This window comes from Isoptericola jiangsuensis, from assembly GCF_048320105.1.
GTDB classification, from domain to species: Bacteria; Actinomycetota; Actinomycetes; order Actinomycetales; family Cellulomonadaceae; genus Isoptericola; species Isoptericola jiangsuensis_A.
This window is the reverse complement of sequence record NZ_CP182942.1, coordinates 1,624,809-1,641,110: the sequence shown is the minus strand read 5'-3', so window position 1 is coordinate 1,641,110 and position 16,302 is coordinate 1,624,809. Positions and strand designations below refer to the sequence as shown.

The 16,302-nt window shown below is 74.1% G+C and carries 16 protein-coding genes; 10 read left to right on the top strand and 6 right to left on the bottom strand.

Annotated elements, in window-relative coordinates:
- Window positions 1-4 precede the first annotated feature (4 nt).
- The 4 genes from rpsI (at window position 5) to ACNHYB_RS07675 (ending at window position 3,629) form a co-directional block, all read left to right on the top strand.
- The gene (gene rpsI, locus ACNHYB_RS07690) at window positions 5-493 is read left to right on the top strand and encodes a 30S ribosomal protein S9 (protein ID WP_418277844.1); all 489 of its coding nucleotides are present in this window, start codon (window positions 5-7) and stop codon (window positions 491-493) included.
- A gap of 154 nt (window positions 494-647) precedes the next feature.
- Entirely contained in the window at window positions 648-2,012 is a 1,365-nt protein-coding gene (gene glmM, locus ACNHYB_RS07685; protein ID WP_418277843.1) for a phosphoglucosamine mutase, read from the top strand.
- Complete coding sequence (locus ACNHYB_RS07680) at window positions 2,009-2,671, top strand: peptide deformylase (RefSeq protein ID WP_418277842.1); 663 nt, start codon at window positions 2,009-2,011, stop codon at window positions 2,669-2,671. Before glmM ends, ACNHYB_RS07680 begins: the two co-directional genes overlap by 4 nt.
- 241 nt (window positions 2,672-2,912) lie before the next feature.
- The gene (locus tag ACNHYB_RS07675) at window positions 2,913-3,629 is read left to right on the top strand and encodes a DedA family protein (protein ID WP_418277841.1); all 717 of its coding nucleotides are present in this window, start codon (window positions 2,913-2,915) and stop codon (window positions 3,627-3,629) included.
- A 13-nt stretch (window positions 3,630-3,642) separates the two neighbouring features.
- On the opposite strand, the gene coaA is transcribed toward ACNHYB_RS07675, so the two are convergent.
- Window positions 3,643-4,593: a type I pantothenate kinase gene (coaA, locus tag ACNHYB_RS07670; protein WP_418278013.1), complete on the bottom strand. Its 951-nt coding sequence runs from the start codon at window positions 4,591-4,593 to the stop codon at window positions 3,643-3,645.
- A gap of 215 nt (window positions 4,594-4,808) precedes the next feature.
- On the opposite strand from coaA, the gene glmS reads away from it, so the two are divergent.
- Window positions 4,809-6,707 (top strand): glutamine--fructose-6-phosphate transaminase (isomerizing), encoded by a 1,899-nt coding sequence (glmS, locus tag ACNHYB_RS07665; protein ID WP_418277840.1) that lies wholly within the window; start codon window positions 4,809-4,811, stop codon window positions 6,705-6,707.
- 211 nt (window positions 6,708-6,918) lie between these two features.
- Complete coding sequence (locus ACNHYB_RS07660; protein ID WP_418277839.1) at window positions 6,919-7,269, top strand: holo-ACP synthase; 351 nt, start codon at window positions 6,919-6,921, stop codon at window positions 7,267-7,269.
- Window positions 7,270-7,380: 111 nt separating this feature from the next.
- On the opposite strand, the gene ACNHYB_RS07655 is transcribed toward ACNHYB_RS07660, so the two are convergent.
- Window positions 7,381-8,313, bottom strand: a complete 933-nt coding sequence (locus ACNHYB_RS07655; protein WP_418277838.1) for a type IV toxin-antitoxin system AbiEi family antitoxin domain-containing protein — start codon at window positions 8,311-8,313, stop codon at window positions 7,381-7,383.
- Window positions 8,314-8,521: 208 nt separating this feature from the next.
- Window positions 8,522-9,577 (bottom strand): TIGR03560 family F420-dependent LLM class oxidoreductase, encoded by a 1,056-nt coding sequence (locus ACNHYB_RS07650; protein ID WP_418277837.1) that lies wholly within the window; start codon window positions 9,575-9,577, stop codon window positions 8,522-8,524.
- Between the two features lie 56 nt (window positions 9,578-9,633).
- Here ACNHYB_RS07650 and ACNHYB_RS07645 point away from each other — a divergent pair, with 56 nt between their 5' ends.
- Window positions 9,634-11,271 carry a bifunctional ADP-dependent NAD(P)H-hydrate dehydratase/NAD(P)H-hydrate epimerase gene (locus ACNHYB_RS07645; protein ID WP_418277836.1) on the top strand — a complete coding sequence of 546 codons (1,638 nt, stop codon included), beginning with the start codon at window positions 9,634-9,636 and terminating at the stop codon, window positions 11,269-11,271.
- A 168-nt stretch (window positions 11,272-11,439) separates the two neighbouring features.
- On the opposite strand, the gene ACNHYB_RS07640 is transcribed toward ACNHYB_RS07645, so the two are convergent.
- The 3 genes from ACNHYB_RS07640 to ACNHYB_RS07630 are packed head-to-tail and all read right to left on the bottom strand — an operon-like array spanning window position 11,440 to window position 13,419.
- On the bottom strand, window positions 11,440-11,922 hold the full coding sequence (locus ACNHYB_RS07640) for a glutathione peroxidase (protein WP_418277835.1): 483 nt from the start codon (window positions 11,920-11,922) through the stop codon (window positions 11,440-11,442).
- An 8-nt stretch (window positions 11,923-11,930) separates the two neighbouring features.
- Window positions 11,931-12,797 (bottom strand): cytochrome c biogenesis CcdA family protein, encoded by an 867-nt coding sequence (locus ACNHYB_RS07635; RefSeq protein WP_418277834.1) that lies wholly within the window; start codon window positions 12,795-12,797, stop codon window positions 11,931-11,933.
- A gap of 4 nt (window positions 12,798-12,801) precedes the next feature.
- Window positions 12,802-13,419, bottom strand: coding sequence for a TlpA family protein disulfide reductase (locus tag ACNHYB_RS07630; RefSeq protein WP_418277833.1), 618 nt, complete (start codon window positions 13,417-13,419; stop codon window positions 12,802-12,804).
- A gap of 70 nt (window positions 13,420-13,489) precedes the next feature.
- Here ACNHYB_RS07630 and ACNHYB_RS07625 point away from each other — a divergent pair, with 70 nt between their 5' ends.
- Genes ACNHYB_RS07625 through tsaE form a run of 3 tightly spaced genes read left to right on the top strand, consistent with a single transcriptional unit; the run spans window position 13,490 to window position 16,244 of the window.
- Window positions 13,490-14,512, top strand: coding sequence for a pseudouridine synthase (locus ACNHYB_RS07625; RefSeq protein ID WP_418277832.1), 1,023 nt, complete (start codon window positions 13,490-13,492; stop codon window positions 14,510-14,512).
- Window positions 14,509-15,723 carry an alanine racemase gene (gene alr / locus ACNHYB_RS07620; RefSeq protein WP_418277831.1) on the top strand — a complete coding sequence of 405 codons (1,215 nt, stop codon included), beginning with the start codon at window positions 14,509-14,511 and terminating at the stop codon, window positions 15,721-15,723. Before ACNHYB_RS07625 ends, alr begins: the two co-directional genes overlap by 4 nt.
- Entirely contained in the window at window positions 15,720-16,244 is a 525-nt protein-coding gene (gene tsaE, locus ACNHYB_RS07615; protein WP_418277830.1) for a tRNA (adenosine(37)-N6)-threonylcarbamoyltransferase complex ATPase subunit type 1 TsaE, read from the top strand. The genes alr and tsaE overlap by 4 nt, the downstream gene beginning before the upstream one ends.
- The last annotated feature ends 58 nt before the right edge of the window (window positions 16,245-16,302 follow it).

Genomic DNA, 16,302 nt, shown 5'->3' with positions numbered 1-16,302 from the left:
CACAGTGGCTGACACCACCGTCGACACCGAGCTGGACGAGAACACGCCCAGCAACTACACCACCGAGACCGCTGCCCCCGTGGCAAACGGCGGTCAGTCCATCACTGCCCCCGGGCAGGCGCTGGGCCGTCGTAAGGAGGCCGTGGCGCGCGTTCGCCTCGTCCCCGGGACGGGCCAGTGGAAGATCAACGGGCGCACCCTCGAGGACTACTTCCCGAACAAGGTGCACCAGCAGCTCGTGAACGACCCGCTGAAGCTGGTCGAGGTCGAGGGACGTTTCGACGTCGTCGCCCGCATCACGGGCGGTGGCCCCTCGGGCCAGGCCGGTGCGCTGCGCCTCGGCATCTCCCGGGCGCTCAACGAGATCGACCGTGAGGCGAACCGTGCCGCTCTGAAGAAGGCCGGCTTCCTCACGCGCGACCCGCGTGCCGTGGAGAGCAAGAAGGCCGGTCTCAAGAAGGCCCGCAAGGCTCCGCAGTACTCCAAGCGCTGATCTGCAGCGCCGTGCGCACGGCCCCGTCGGTTCTCCGGCGGGGCCGTCCGCATGTCCGGGCGGCCGACCCCACGACGGCGCCGACCATCCGGCCTGAGGACGATCACGACGCACCGGTCGCGACGCACCGGGTGCTGGACGAGGAGGACATCTGATGGGACGACTTTTCGGCACGGACGGCGTGCGTGGCCTGGCGAACCGGGACGTGACCGCCGCCCTCGCGCTGGAGCTGGGCGGCGCCGCCGCCCACGTGCTCGGCGCCGGCGACGAGAGCGCGACGCACCGCCCGCGGGCGATCGTCGCGCGCGACCCCCGGGCCTCCGGCGAGTTCCTGTCGGCTGCTGTCGCGGCGGGGCTCGCGAGCGCGGGCGTCGACGTCGTCGACCTCGGCGTCGTCCCCACCCCGGCACTGGCCTACCTCGTGGGTGCCATGCACGCGGACATCGGCGTCATGATCTCCGCCTCCCACAACGCGATGCCGGACAACGGCATCAAGTTCTTCACCCGTGGTGGGCTCAAGCTCGACGACGGCCTCGAGGACCAGATCGAGGCCAACCTCGCCGCGGAGCGCGAGCTGCCGGTCGGCGCCGACGTCGGCCGCATGCGCACCGACGCCGGGATCGCCGCGCAGCAGTACGTCGACCACCTGACCGCCAGCATCGGCACGTCGCCGGACCACCGGCCGCTCGAGGGCTTGCGCATCGCCGTCGACGCCGCCAACGGTGCGGCCAGCCAGATCGGGCCGGAGGCGCTGCGCGCCGCCGGTGCCGACGTCGTCGTCATCAACGCCAGCCCGGACGGGCGCAACATCAACGAGAAGGCGGGATCCACCCACCCGGAGCAGCTCCAGGCGGTGGTCGTCGCGGCCGAGGCCGACTTCGGTGTCGCGTTCGACGGTGACGCCGACCGCTGCCTCGCCGTCGACCACGGGGGCGTGCTGGTGGACGGCGACCAGATCCTCGGCATCCTCGCCCAGGCCCTCAAGGACGAGGGGCGCCTGGCGTCGGACACCCTCGTGGTGACCGTCATGAGCAACCTCGGCCTGCTCCTGGCGATGAAGAAGGCCGGCATCCGGACCGTGCAGACCGGCGTCGGCGACCGGTACGTGCTGGAGGAGATGCGGGCCGGTGGCTACGGGCTCGGCGGCGAGCAGTCCGGCCACATCATCCTGGCCGAGCACGCCACCACCGGCGACGGCATCCTCACGGCGCTGCACCTGGCCGCGCGCGTCAAGGCCTCCGGCCGTCGGCTCGCCGACCTCGCCGCGGAGATCCCGCGGCTGCCGCAGACGCTGGTCAACGTCAAGGGTGTCGACCGTGCGCGCGCCGGCGACGACGAGGGTGTGCTCGAGGCCGTCGCGCACGCCGAGTCCCTCCTCGGGGACACCGGACGGGTGCTGCTGCGCCCGTCCGGGACCGAGCCGGTCGTGCGGGTCATGGTCGAGGCCGCCACCCAGAAGCAGGCGGACGGCGTCGCCGAGACGCTGGCCGCTGTCGTCCGGGAGCGGCTCGCGCTGTGACCGGATGGCCCGGCGTCCCGGACGTCGAGCTGGCCGACGCCGTCGCCGGCCTGCTCGACCTGGTCGCCACCCAGCCCGAGAATCCCGGGGTCCTGCCGATCGTGCAGGCCGGGGACCCGGTGCTGCGCACGCCAGCAGCGCCGTACACGGGCCAGCTCGGCGACGTGCTGCCCCGGCTGCTGGAGGCGATGCGACGCACGATGCGTGCGGCGCCCGGCGTCGGTCTCGCGGCGCCGCAGATCGGCATCGGTCTCGCGATCGCCGTCTGCGAGGACGTCGGCGTGCCCGACGACCTGCGCGAGCGTGCGCCGCTGCCGTACCGGGTGCTCGTCAACCCGCGGTGGACACCGGTGGAGGACGCGGGCGAGGTCGCGTTCTTCGAGGGGTGCCTGTCGGTCGCGGGCTGGCAGGCCGTCGTCGCGAGGCCCCGCAGCGTGCGCCTCACCTGCCAGGACGAGCACGGCGACCACGTCGACGAGGTGCTCACCGGGTGGCCCGCGCGGATCGTGCAGCACGAGTCCGACCATCTCGCGGGCCGGCTGTACCTCGATGCCGCCGAGTCGCGGTCGCTCACCTCGAACGACAACCTCGCACGGTTCTGGGGTGCGGGCCCGGACCCGGCGCCGGCGGCGAGCCGCCTCGGCTTCCCGCTGCCGTGAAGCCTCCGGGCCGCGTCGTCGAGTGGCGGTCGTGCCGGTCCGGCCGCCGTCGGGCGTGCGCCCGTGCCGTCGTCGTGCGGCCCGGGTGAAACGACTGTGAACGTCTGCGGATGAGGGGACGACCCGGGACATCCCCGATGCACGCGGGGGGCGTCGCCCTCTACGCTGGTGCACGGCACCGTACGGTGCCGCCCGCAGCCGGGTCCGTCCCGGCGGACGAACCGAGGGACCGAGGCCGGGAATGACAGCGATGCTCGACATGGTCGAGGCCTGGATCCTCGACGTCGCCGCGTCCCTGTGGATCTATCCCGCGATGTTCGCCTCCGCCTTCATCGACGGGTTCTTCCCCCCGATCCCCAGCGAGTCCGTCCTGGTGACCCTGGTGATCTCCGCCCAGGCGACGGGCGTGCCCTGGATCTGGCTCATCGCGCCCATCGCCGGCATCGGGGCGTGGCTGGGCGACCAGGTCGCCTACGTGCTCGGCCGCAAGCTCGGCACGGAACGCATCGGCATGCTGCGATCGCGTCGCGGCCGCAAGGCCGTGTCGTGGGCGCGTCGCGCACTGTCCCGGCGTGGCGCCGTCTTCATCATCGCCGCCCGCTACATCCCCGTGGGCCGGGTGGCCGTCAACATGACCGCCGGAGCCGTCGGGTACCCGCAGCGTCGGTTCATGACCTTCTCCGGGATCGCGGCCGTGCTCTGGGTCGCCTACTCCACGGCGATCGGGCTCGTGGCCGCCGAGGTCCTCGGGCACAACACCCTGCTGGCGATGGTCGTCGGGGTGATCGGTGGTGGCCTGCTCGGGCTCGTCGTGGACCGGGTCGTGCAGATCTTCACGCCCCGCGAGGAGGTGCTCGACGAGATGCGCGAGCACGCGCCGCTGCCCACGGAGAAGTCCCCGCCGGAGCCCGCCGTCGAGGACGCGGTCGGCGCTGCCCGCCAGGACACCACGCGCTAGAGGGACCCGGCCGTCACAGCTTGCGCAGGCGCACGCGCTGCACGGAGTGGTCCGTGCCCTTGGTCAGCACCAGCGTGGCGCGACCACGCGTCGGCAGCACGTTCTCCTCGAGGTTCGGGGCGTTGATGGACTCCCAGATCGACAGCGCCCGCTCGGTCGCCTGCGCGTCGGTGAGCTCGGCGTACCGGCGGAAGTACGACTCCGGCCGGCTGAAGGCCGTACGCCGCAGCTTGAGGAAACGGTCCACGTACCACTGCCGGATGTTGCGGGTCCGGGCGTCCACGTAGATCGAGAAGTCGAAGAAGTCGCTGACGGCCAACGTCGTGCCGTCCGACGTCACGGGGCGCGCCGGCTGCAGCACGTTCAACCCCTCCACGATGAGGACGTCCGGCTTGCGCACCACGGCCTCCTCGCCCGGGACGATGTCGTAGACGACGTGGGAGTACACGGGTGCGCGGACCTCAGCCTGACCCGCCTTGACCCTCGACAGGAAGCGGATCAGCGCGCGCCGGTCGTACGACTCGGGGAAGCCCTTGCGTTCCAGCAGGCCGCGACGTTGTAGCTCCGCGTTCGGGTACAGGAACCCGTCCGTGGTGATGAGCTCGACGTGGGGGGTCTCCGGCCAGCGGGCCATCATCTCGCGCAGCACCCGTGCCGTCGTCGACTTGCCGACCGCGACCGAACCCGCCACCCCGATGACGTACGGGGTGCGCGGCGGGTCGTCACCGAGGAACGTGGAGGTCGCCCGGTGCAGGCCGGCCGTCGCACCGACGTACAGGTTGAGGAGTCGCGACAGCGGCCGGTAGACGGCGTCCACCTCGGGCAGGTCGATCGGGTCCCCGAGGCCTCGCAGGTGCTCCACGTCGGCGTCGGTGAGGGGCAGCGGCGTCTGCTCCGACAGGCGGCTCCACGCCGCCCGGTCGAAGTCGACGTAGGGGGACGCGGCCGCGAACCTGTCGACCACGTCACCTGTCGGGTGCGTCGACGGCGTGCGCCCGACGTCGGACCCGGGGGTCTCGCTCGCGGTGGTCACCCGCCGATTGTGCCCGAGCACCGGGGGCGGAGCGCAAACGCGTGCCACCGAGCGGGCGGAGCGGCGGGCCGTGCCTCGGGTCTGCCGGGAGCCGGGCGGTCGACCGTGCCGCAGGTCTGCACGCCTCCGCGGGTAGACTCCGGCGCATGTGTGGCATCGTCGGATACGCGGGAACAGGGTCGCTCCGGACCGAGGACGGTCAGGACGGCACCGGGGGGTCGCACCGTCCGCTGCAGGTCGCCCTGGGCGGGCTGAAGCGGCTCGAGTACCGCGGCTACGACTCCGCCGGGGTGGCGCTCGTGGGACCGGGCCGGGACCGCGCGGCGTTCGCGAAGAAGGCGGGCAAGCTCGACAACCTCGTCACCGAGCTGGCGGAGCGCCCGCTGCCCGTGGCGACCGCCGCCGTCGGGCACACGCGCTGGGCCACCCACGGGGGACCCACCGACCTCAACGCCCACCCGCACCTCGCGGACGACGGACGCCTCGCGGTCATCCACAACGGCATCATCGAGAACTTCAGCGCGCTGCGCGACGAGCTCTCCGGCGACGGTGTCACGTTCCTGTCGGACACCGACACGGAGGTCGCCGGCCAGCTCCTCGCCCGCGAGTACCGGAGCACGGGTGACATCACGGCCGCCATGGCGGCCACCGCCCGGCGCCTGGAGGGGACCTTCACGCTGCTGGCCGTCCACGCCGACGCCCCGGACACCGTCGTCGGGGCTCGGCACGACTCGCCGCTCGTCGTCGGTCTGGGTGACGGTGAGAACTTCCTCGGGTCCGACGTCGCGGCGTTCGTCGAGCACACCAAGGAGGCCCTCGAGCTCGGCCAGGACCAGATCGTGACGATCACGCCGACGTCGGTGACGGTGTGCGACTTCGACGGCGGGCCCGCGGAGGGCAAGCGGTTCAGCGTCGACTGGGACGCGGCGGCCGCCGAGAAGGGCGGCTTCGACTCCTTCATGGACAAGGAGATCCACGACCAGCCGAAGGCCGTGGCCGACACGCTCCTGGGTCGCACCGACGCCTCCGGGCGGATCGTCCTGGACGACCTGCGCATCGACGAGTCGGTGCTGCGCAGCGTCCACAAGATCATCGTCGTGGCGTGCGGCACCGCCGCCTACGCGGGACACGTCGCGAAGTACGCGATCGAGCACTGGTGCCGCATCCCCGTCGAGATCGAGCTGGCCCACGAGTTCCGGTACCGCGACCCCATCGTCGACGAGCGCACCCTGGTGGTGGCGGTCTCCCAGTCCGGGGAGACCATGGACACCCTCATGGCGGTGCGGCACGCCCGCGAGCAGGGCGCCAAGGTGCTGGCCATCGTCAACACCAACGGTTCCACGATCCCGCGCGAGTCGGACGCCGTGCTGTACACGCACGCCGGCCCCGAGATCGCCGTGGCGTCCACCAAGGCGTTCCTCGCCCAGATCACCGCCGCGTACGTCCTCGGTCTGTACCTCGCCCAGCTGCGGGGCAACAAGTACCCCGACGAGGTCGCCCAGCTGATGGACGAGCTGCGCGACATGTCCCGCAAGGTGCAGACCGTCATCGAGCGCGGCGAGTACGTGCGGGCCACCGCGCGATCCATGAGGGACGCCGACAAGGTGCTGTTCCTCGGACGGCACGTCGGCTACCCGGTCGCCATGGAGGGTGCGCTCAAGCTCAAGGAGCTGGCCTACATCCACGCGGAGGGCTTCGCGGCCGGCGAGCTCAAGCACGGGCCCATCGCGCTGATCGACGCCGGCCAGCCGGTGTTCGTCGTCGTGCCGTCCCCGCGCGGCCGCGACCACCTGCACTCCAAGGTGGTCTCCAACATCCAGGAGATCCGTGCCCGCGGGGCGCGGACCCTGGTGATCGCCGAGGACGGCGACGACGAGGTGCGCAAGTACGCCGACGAGGTGTTCTGGATCCCGCAGGCACCGTCGCTGCTGCAGCCGCTGCTGGCCGTGGTGCCCCTGCAGATCTTCGCGATGGCGCTGGCGACCGCCAAGGGTCTCGACGTCGACCAGCCGCGCAACCTGGCCAAGTCGGTCACCGTCGAATGACCCCGTCCCCGGCGAGCATGCCCTGGCGGCCCGTCCGCTCCGGCGGACGGGCCGCCAGGGCATGCTCGACCGCTCAGAGGGCATGGTCGAGCGATGCGGACCGACGCGGGACGACGCTCGCGGTGCCGGCTGGCGAGGTCGGCACCTTCTGCGCTCCGACCGCACCGTCGTGGGGTCGTGGGGGCTGGCCGGACGTGGCGGGGGTGCACCGGTGATCATCGGGGTGGGGATCGACGTCGTCGACGTCGCCAGGTTCATGGCGACCCTCGAGCGCACGCCACGACTGCGCGAGAAGCTGTTCACCGAGGCCGAGCGTGACCTCCCGGCGTCGTCCTTGGCCGCACGGTTCGCCGCCAAGGAGGCCATCGCCAAGGCCCTCGGCGCCCCCGGAAACATGCGGTGGCACGACGCCACCGTGCACCGGGTCGTCGGGGGGCCGCCCCAGGTGGAGCTGCGTGGGACCGTGCTCGCCCGCGCCCAGGAGCTGGGTGTCGCGCACTGGCACCTGTCGATCTCGCACGACGCGGGGATCTCCTCGGCCATGGTGGTCGCCGAGGGCTGACCCGCCAGGGGGTCGCCGAGCATGCCGTGGCGGCCCGTCCGGCGGCACGGACGGGCCGCCAAGGCATGCTCGATCGTCCAGAGGGCATGGTGGGCCCCGAGCAGCGGTCGTTCACCTGGCGAGGGCGCTGCGGACCGTCGACGCGATCGTGCCGAGATCGCGACCGGTGAACCGCAGCAGATCGACCGCGCCGGAACCGGTGAACAGGTTCTGGCGCCGGCGGTCGGCGAAGACGGCGGTCGGCGCGCCGTGCACGTCGACACCGTCCATCTCGACCACCAACCATCGGTGCGGACCACGGCGCCAGCCCAGGTCGCCGCGGGCCAGCGTCCGGCCGTCGCGGTCCGACAGCGGCAGCTGGAGCGTGTCCGGAGGAACCCCGCCCTCGATGCACTCCCACCGGGCGAACGACTCCAGCGGAGACTCCGACCGGCCGTCGGCGAGCGACCACAGGAGGTGTCGGGTCGCGACGCCGCGTCGTCCTCGAGCGAGCTCGTGCGACCTCGTCAGTCCGGCCAGGTCGAGCGACGTCGAGTGCAGCGCCGCGTCGAGCACGGCCAGCCCGTGGCGCACGGGCAGCTCGGGCACGGCCTGGGCGAGCGCCCAGTCCAGCGTGGCCACCCGTCGACCATCGATCTGCACCCAGGACAGCCCGTCGTCGAACTGCCGCACCCGCGAACCGGGGCGGTCGCGGCGGTTCTGCGCGTCCGGCAGCGCGGCCTCGGAGCGGATCGACGTCGGCAGCCCGGCGATCCCGTGCAGCGCCAGCGCGCACGCGCCGACGGCTACCGCCTCGGGGCCGTAGGTGAGCAGGGCCAGCCAGGCGGACCGCCGTCGTCGGGCCGGGAGGTCCGACGACGACGGTGCGGCCGCGCGGATCTCCAGGACGCGGTGCGCGACCCGCCGCCATCGACCACGGTCGACGAGACCACGGACCGCCTTGCGGCTGAGACCTGCGGCGTGGCACTGGTCGACGTCGACGAGTCCGCACTGGGTCCGGGCGGTGTGCAGCAGGTCGAGGGGCTCGACGGTGCGCGGATGCATGCCGACATCGCAGCAGGGCCGGCAGCGTCGAGGGCACGGAGGGGTGCGCGACGGTGGACGGCGTGCGGCTGTGGACGACGCCCGGCGGTGGCAGGGCGCGCCGTCGACCATGCCACCTGAACCACCGAACATGCCCTGGCGGCCCGTCCGCCGGAGCGGACGGGCCGCCAGGGCATGTTCGGCGAGAAGGGAGGGTGGTGGGAGGGGGTCAGTCCTGGAGCTCGGGGATGACCTGGCGCTGGAAGAGCTCGATCTGGTCCCGGTCACCGGCGGCGTTCGCGAAGTAGGTGATCGCGTACGTCATGCCACGGGAGCGCAGGTCCGTCAGCTTCTCGACGATCTGCTCCGGGGTGCCCACCAGCGGCCCGGTGCGCCAGCTGCGCACCTCTCGCTCCCCGGGCTCGCCCGGGGCGTGCCGGGCGAAGTGCGCGTCGATCCACGCGAGCTTGTCGTCGACCTCGGCCTGGTTCTCGCCGATGACGACGTTGTAGTTGGCCGATCGTGTGATCGCCCCGAAGTCGGTCCCGACGTCGGCGCAGTGCTGCTCCAGGATCCGCGACTTGTGGTCGAACGTCTCCGGGTCACCGGCGAAGTTCGTGTACTGGGCGTGCTGGGCGGCGATGCGCAGCGTCTTCTTCTCCCCGCCGCCCGCGATCCACAGCGGGATGCTCGGCACCTCGGCACCGCCGGCCCCGACGGGCAGCGTCTGCAACGGCTGCGGGTGGCAGAGGGCGCCGTCGACCTGGTAGCGCTCGCCGTCGAACCGGCCCGACGACCCGGTGCGCCACATGTTCGCCATGATCTGGACGCCCTCGTCGAGCGCGCGCAGGCGGTCGCCCGCACCGGGGAAGCCGTAGCCGTAGGCGCGCCACTCGTGCTCGTACCACCCGGCACCGATGCCCATCTCGACGCGGCCCCCCGAGATCGCGTCCACCGTGGAGGCGACCTTGGCGAGGTAGGTGGGCTCCCGGTAGGCCATGCAGGTGCACATCTGGCCGAGGCGCACCCGCTGCGACGACGCCGCGAACGCCGCCATGAGCGACCAGGCCTCGTGCGTCGCCTCGGTGCTCGGCACCGGCACGGTGTGGAAGTGGTCGTACACCCACACGCTCTCCCACGCCCAGGCCCCGCCCGGGACCGCCTCCCCGGCGGCGGCGTTGTCGGCGTAGTGAAGGAGGGAGAGCATGGTCTGCCAGTGCTGCTCCGGGGGCACGTCGGTCAGCGACATGCGCCAGCCCTGCGGGATGAAGAGTCCGAATCGCATGGCCCGACCCTATTCCTCTGACTGCGACGACGCCCGTGGCACGGCAGGATGCGTGCATGATCCGTGCCTGGTCCGCCGCCGACGTCCGTGCCGCCGAGGAGCCCCTCCTGGCTGCGGGCGAACCCCTCATGGCCCGCGCCTCGGCGGCCCTGGCCCGCATCGTCCAGGGCGACGTCAGGGCCCGTCGGCGCTCGCACCGCGGTGCGCGGGTCGCGCTGCTGGTGGGGTCCGGGAACAACGGCGGCGACGCCCTCTTCGCGGGCGCCGAGCTGGCCCGCCGGGGAGCCGTGGTGACGGCGGTGGCCGTCACGGACCGGACGCACCCGGACGGCCTGCGCGCGCTGCACGACGCCGGGGGCGCCGTCGTCGACCTGGCGGCGACCCCGGAGCGGCTCGGGGCGGTGGCCGACGACGTCGCCCGCGCCGACGTCGTCCTGGACGGGCTCGTGGGGATCGGCGCCCGGGGCGCGCTGCGCGGCCTCGCGGCCGACCTCGTCACCGCCGTCGCCGCCGCCATGGGCACGGGCCCGGGCGCGGCCACCGGTACCAGCAGCGGCACCAGCACCAGCCCCACTACCGGCCCCGACGCGGTCGCCGCTCCCGGTCCTGCCCGGCGCGGCGCACGGCCCTGGGTGGTGGCCGTGGACGTGCCCTCCGGCATCGGGGTCGACGACGGGACCTTGCCGGGACCGGTGCTTCCCGCCGACCGCACCGTGACGTTCGGCGCGGCCAAGCCCGGGCTCCTGCTGCCCCCGGCGGCGCGCCTCGCGGGCGAGCTCACCGTCGTCGACATCGGGCTCGAGCTGCCCGGCCCGCCCGCCGTGCAGCGGCTCGGGGCGGCGGACGTCGCCGCGGACTGGCCGGTGCCCGGACCCGACGACCACAAGTACACGCGCGGTGTGGTCGCCGTCGTCGCCGGGACCGCGACGTTCCCCGGCGCTGCCGTCCTGGCGTCGTCGGCCGCGGTCCGCACCGGGGCGGGCATGGTCCGCTACCGGGGCCCGGACGCCGTGGGGCGGGCGGTGCTCGCCGTGCGCCCGGAGGTCGTCACGGCCCCGGGCCGGGTGCAGTCGTGGGTGGTCGGCCCGGGCGTGCCGGGGGAGGGGGACGACGACGGGCAGCACGAGCGGGGTCGCGGTGGACTCGGTGCGGCCCGCGGCGACCTGCGGGGCTTGTCCCAGGAGCCGACGCCCGCCGTCGTCGACGCCGGTGGTCTGGCGCTCGTCGAGGCGCCGTGCCCGCCCTGGTTCGTGCTCACGCCGCACGCGGGGGAGCTGACGACGCTGCTGCGCCACCACGGCGAGGACGTCCGCCGCAGGCAGGTCGAGGCGGAGCCGCTGCGCTGGGCGCGGCGCGCCCACGAGCTCACCGGAGCCACGGTGCTGCTCAAGGGCGGCGTCACGGTCGTCGTCGGCCCGGGCGGGACCTTCAGCCAGGCGGACGGACCCGGCTGGCTCGCCACGGCCGGCGCGGGGGACGTGCTGGCCGGGGTGCTCGGGACGATGCTCGCCGCCCGGTCCGACGACGTCGTCCACGACCCGGCGCTCGCGGCCCGGATCGCGGCCGCGGCGGCCCTGGTGCACGGTCTGGCGGCCGGGCGGGCGAACCCCGGGGGGCCCGTCGCCGCGCTGGACGTCGCCGAGGCCGTGCCTGCCACGGTCGCGGCGCTCCTGTCCGATCGACCGCGGCCCTGACCGGCCCTGACCGGACCTGACCGGCCCTGACCGGCCCTGACCGGCCCTGACCGGCCCTGACCGGCCCTGACCGGCCTAACCGGCGCAGGCGCACAGTGGCCGGCCCTGACCGGCGCAGAGCGGCGCCCTGCCTGCCCGGCACAGTGACCGGGGCCCGCGCCGGGACGGTCAGCGGGGCAGGTGCGCCTCGATGGTCTCCACGATCGCCGGCGCGTCGGGGACGGTGCGCGGCGAGTACCGTCGCACCTCGCCGCCCGGCAGCACGAGGAACTTCTCGAAGTTCCACCGGATGCGGCCGTCGTGCCCGCCGGCGTCGGGAGTCTTCGTCAGCTCGGCGTACAGCGGGTGGGCGTTCTTGCCGTTGACCTTGATCTTGGACACCACGGGGAAGCTCACGCCGTACGTCGTCGAGCAGAACTCGGAGATCTTCTCGTCCGTGGACAGCTCCTGCAGGAACTGGTTGCTGGGGAACCCCACGACCGTGAAGCCGCGCTCGCCGTAGGTGCGCTGGAGCGTCTCGAGCGCCTCGTACTGCGGGGTCAGGCCGCAGCGGGAGGCCACGTTCACCACCATGACCACGTCGTCGCGGTGCTCGGCCAGGGTCGCCGACGTGCCGTCCATGCGGTCGAAGGGGATGTCGTAGATGTCCATGCGCCCCATCATGCCCCGTGGTCGGTGCGCTGCCGGGTGCGTCGCCGCCACCAGCCGGTGCCGGCGACGGCGGCCAGGACCACGACGAGCACCACGAGCAGCCCGACCCAGCCGAGGCTCTCCGCCGCCGAGGCCAGCCAGCGCTGCACCGACGCCGCGGCCTCGACCACCGGGTCGGCACCCGCGCCGCCGGCCAGCACCCGCAGCTCCCAGAACCCGTACCAGGCCACGTACAACCCGGCGACCAGCAGGATGCCGCCGCCGATCCGGGCGAGCACGGGCCCGGCGCCACGCGCCCGTCTCACGACACCGGCCCCGGCGGTCGCGACCACGACGGCGGCCGTGCCCACCAGCAGCGCCATGCCGGCGGCGTACGTGGCGAACAGGGCCACGCCCTGCCACACCGACCCGGCGCGGAACGCCGTCACCACCACGGCCAGGAACGGCGCGATCGTGCAGGTCAGCGAGGCCAGCGCGTAGGAGGCGCCGAACCCGACCACGGACCACCAGCGGTCCGTCAGGGGTTTGCCGCGCCCGGTGCGCAGCACCCGCAGACCGGGTAGCTCGCGCCCGGCCAGCACCCACGCACCCGCGGCGGCCAGCACGATGCCGAGGACGAGGGTGAAGGCGGGCAGGTAGCGCTGGACCGAGCTCGCCACCGGGGCCACGACGAGCCCGAAGACGCCGAAGACGGTCACGAAGCCGAGGGTGAGCGCCGCGGTCGACCGCAGCGCACGTCCGACGGCGGCGGCCCGGCCGTCGTCGGGCCGTACCAGGGTGGCCAGGTAGGCGGGCAGCAGCGCGAACCCGCAGGGGTTCACCGCGGCCACCAGGCCCGCACCCAGCGCGAGCGCGAAGGCGCCGTCGCCGAGCACCCGCTCAGCCCGCGAGGTCGGCGACGACCGACTCGAGCTCGGCCTCCGGGACCGAGCCCTCGACGACGACCTCGCCGTCGGCGTCGAGCACCACGAACGTGCTCTGCGCCGTCATGCCGAAGTGCTGCCACACCTCGCCCGAGTCGTCCACGAGGTGCGTGATCCCGGCGATGTTCTCCTCGGCCATGTCGGAGATCGTGTCGGCGTCGTCCAGACCACCCACCCCGACCACCTCGACGGCGTCGCCGTACTCCTCGGCGATCCCCGTCACGGTGGGGATCTGGCTGATGCAGGTGGGGCACCAGGGTGCCCAGAACCACAGCACGGTGGGGGTGCCCGCCAGCGAGGAGCCCTCGAACGTCTCACCGTCGAGGGTGGTGGCGGTGAAGTCGTAGACCGGGGCGACGTCGCCGTCTTCCGCCGCCATGTCGTCGTCCGCCGCCATGTCGTCGTCCGTGGCGGAGGACTCCTCGTCCATCGGTTCCTCGGAGGACGGTGCGTCCGCCGTGCCCCCGGTGGTGCCGGCGGGCTCGGTGGTCTCGGCGTCGGCCGCGCACCCGGCCAGGGCCAGGGCGGCAGCGGCGGTCAGGGCCACGGCGATGTGGTGCAGTCGGCGGTTCATGGCCCCAGTATCGCCCGGGGACCCTGCCGGGGGACAGGGGCCGGGGGGAACCGGGCGGGACAATGGCGTCATGCCCGTCGACCGACCGTCCCGCGCGGCGCCCCGTCCACCGCGGCGCGGGCCCACCCGGCACACGCCGCCGCTGCCCGTGCGCGACGGCCTCAACCCCACACGCCTGGTGCTCCCGCACGACGACGCCACCGTGGCCCGGCACACCACCGCGCTGGACTACCTGCTGGCCCGGTTCGTCGACGACGGCGAGCGCCTGCGCGCGAAGGTCGCCGCGGGCGAGGTCGTCACCGGCGACGGCACGGTGGTCACCGAGGACACGCCGTACGAGCCGCGCGGGTTCCTCTACCTCTACCGGGACCCGCCCGACGAGCCGCCCGTGCCGGCGCTCGCCGACATCGAGGTGCTGCACCGCGACGACGACCTGCTGGTCGTCGACAAGCCGCACCTCGTGGCCACCACCCCACGGGGCCGCTGGGTCACCCAGACGCTGCTCACGCACCTGCGACGCACCTTCGACCTGCCGGACCTCGTGCCCGCGCACCGCCTCGACCGGCCCACGGCCGGGGTGCTCGTGCTCACCGTGCGGCCGACCGCCCGCGGCCCGTACCAGACGGTCTTCCAGGAGCGCCGCGCGCGGAAGGTCTACGAGGCGGTCGCCCCGCTGCCCGAGGACCCGGCCGCGTTCCCGCGGACCGTGCGCTCCCGGATCGTCAAGCGTCGCGGCGTCGTGCGCGCCGAGGAGGTGCCCGGCGAGGCGAACGCCGAGTCGTGGATCGAGCTGGTCGAGGCGGACCCCGCGCGCGGACTGGGCCTCTACCGACTCACCCCCCGCACCGGCAAGACGCACCAGCTGCGCCTGCACCTCGCCTCGCTCGGCCTGCCCATCCTGCACGACCCGTTCTGGCCCGAGGTCCGCCCCGACGGTCCCGACGACCCCTCCCGGCCCCTGCAGCTCCTGGCGCGCTCCCTGGCGTTCGACGACCCGCTCACCGGGGCGCCGCGGCGGTTCGACTCGTGCCGTCGCCTCGCCGAGTGGAGCTCGCCGAGCAGGGTGGACCCGGTGAGAGAATCGCAGACGTGACCCTCCCCGCCTTCGACGACGGCGCCCCGGCGCGTGCCGTCGTCGACCTCGACGCGATCCGTGACAACGTGCGCGCCCTGCGCGGCCACGCACCGTCGTCGGCGCTGATGGCCGTCGTCAAGGCCGACGGCTACGGCCACGGGATGCTGCCCGCGGCCCGGGCGGCGCTCGCGGGCGGTGCGACGTGGCTGGGGGTCGCGACGGCGGGGGAGGCGCTGGCGCTGCGCGCCGGGCTGGGGCGCGGCGACGTGCCCGTGCTCGTGTGGCTCCTGACGCCGGGCGCGCCGTTCGCCGAGCTCGTCGCGGCCGACGTCGACGTCACGGTGGCGGCGCCCTGGGCGGTCGAGGAGGTGGCGGCGGGCGCGCGGGCCGCCGGTCGCGTCGCGCGCGTGCACCTCAAGGTCGACACGGGGCTGTCCCGCAACGGCGTCGCGCACGGCGACCTGCCCGACGTTGTGCGTCGGCTGGCCGCGCTGCACGCCGAGGGCGTGCTGCAGGTGGTGGGGCTGTTCTCCCACCTGGCCTGCGCGGACGAGCCCGGCCACCCCTCGATCGACCGGCAGGCGGCCGCGTTCGCCGAGGCGACCGAGGTGCTCGGCGCGGCGGGGCTGCACCCGCAGGTGCGCCACCTGGCGAACTCGGCGGCCACGTTGACCCGGCCCGACCTGCACCTCGACCTGGTGCGCCCCGGCATCTCCGTGTACGGGTTCTCGCCGGGGCCGCTCCTGGGGGCGCCGGGACGGTACGGGCTGCGGCCGGCGATGACGTTCCAGGCCCGGCTCGGGGCGGTCAAGCAGGTCGCGGCCGGGCAGGGCGTGTCCTACGGCCACCTGTACACCACGACGCAGGACACCGTGGTGGGCCTCGTGCCGGTCGGGTACGGCGACGGCGTGCCGCGCCACGCCTCGGGCGGTTCGGCGGGGCCGGGCGGGCCGGTCGCCGTCGGGACGGGGGAGCGCGCCCGCGTGCTGCGGGTCGCGGGGCGCGTGTGCATGGACCAGCTCGTCCTCGACCTCGGGCCGGGGGCCCGGGAGTCGGCGGGGGACGTCGTGACGCTGTTCGGCCCGTCCGACGGCGTGGCGCACGGGTCCGCGGTGCCGAACGCCCAGGACTGGGCCGACGCCGCGGGCACCATCAGCTACGAGATCGTCACCCGGCTGGGCGCACGCGTCCCCCGGGTGCACCTGAGCCGAGAAGGAGACCTGTCGTGACCGACGACGTCGTGCACCTCGACCTGCCGCAGGCGGAGACGACGCAGGCGCTGGGGGCCGCGCTGGCGGGCCTGCTGCGTGCGGGGGACCTGGTGATCCTCACCGGCGACCTCGGCGCGGGCAAGACGACCCTGACCCAGGGGCTGGGCTCGGCCCTCGGCGTGCGGGGGCAGGTGGCCTCGCCGACGTTCATCGTGGCGCGCGAGCACCCGCCGCTGCCGCGTCCGGACGGCTCGTGCGGGCCCGCGCTGGTGCACGTGGACGCCTACCGGCTCGGCAGCCTGGGCGAGCTCGACGCCCTGGACCTGGACTCGTCGTTGGACGAGTCGGTCACGGTGGTCGAGTGGGGGCGCGGGCTGGCGGAGACCCTGACCGAGGACCGGATCGAGGTCGACCTGCAGCGACCCCGCGGGGGCGAGGTCGACGTCGACGACCCCGGGGCGGGGACGCGGCACGCGACCGTCCGCGCGGTGGGTCCGCGCTGGCAGGGCGTCGACCTCGGAGTCCTGGTCCCGCGGTAGTCGGTGCCGCGTGGGCCGCCCCGCCGGGCAGCACGGTCGCACCGGCGGACGGCCTACT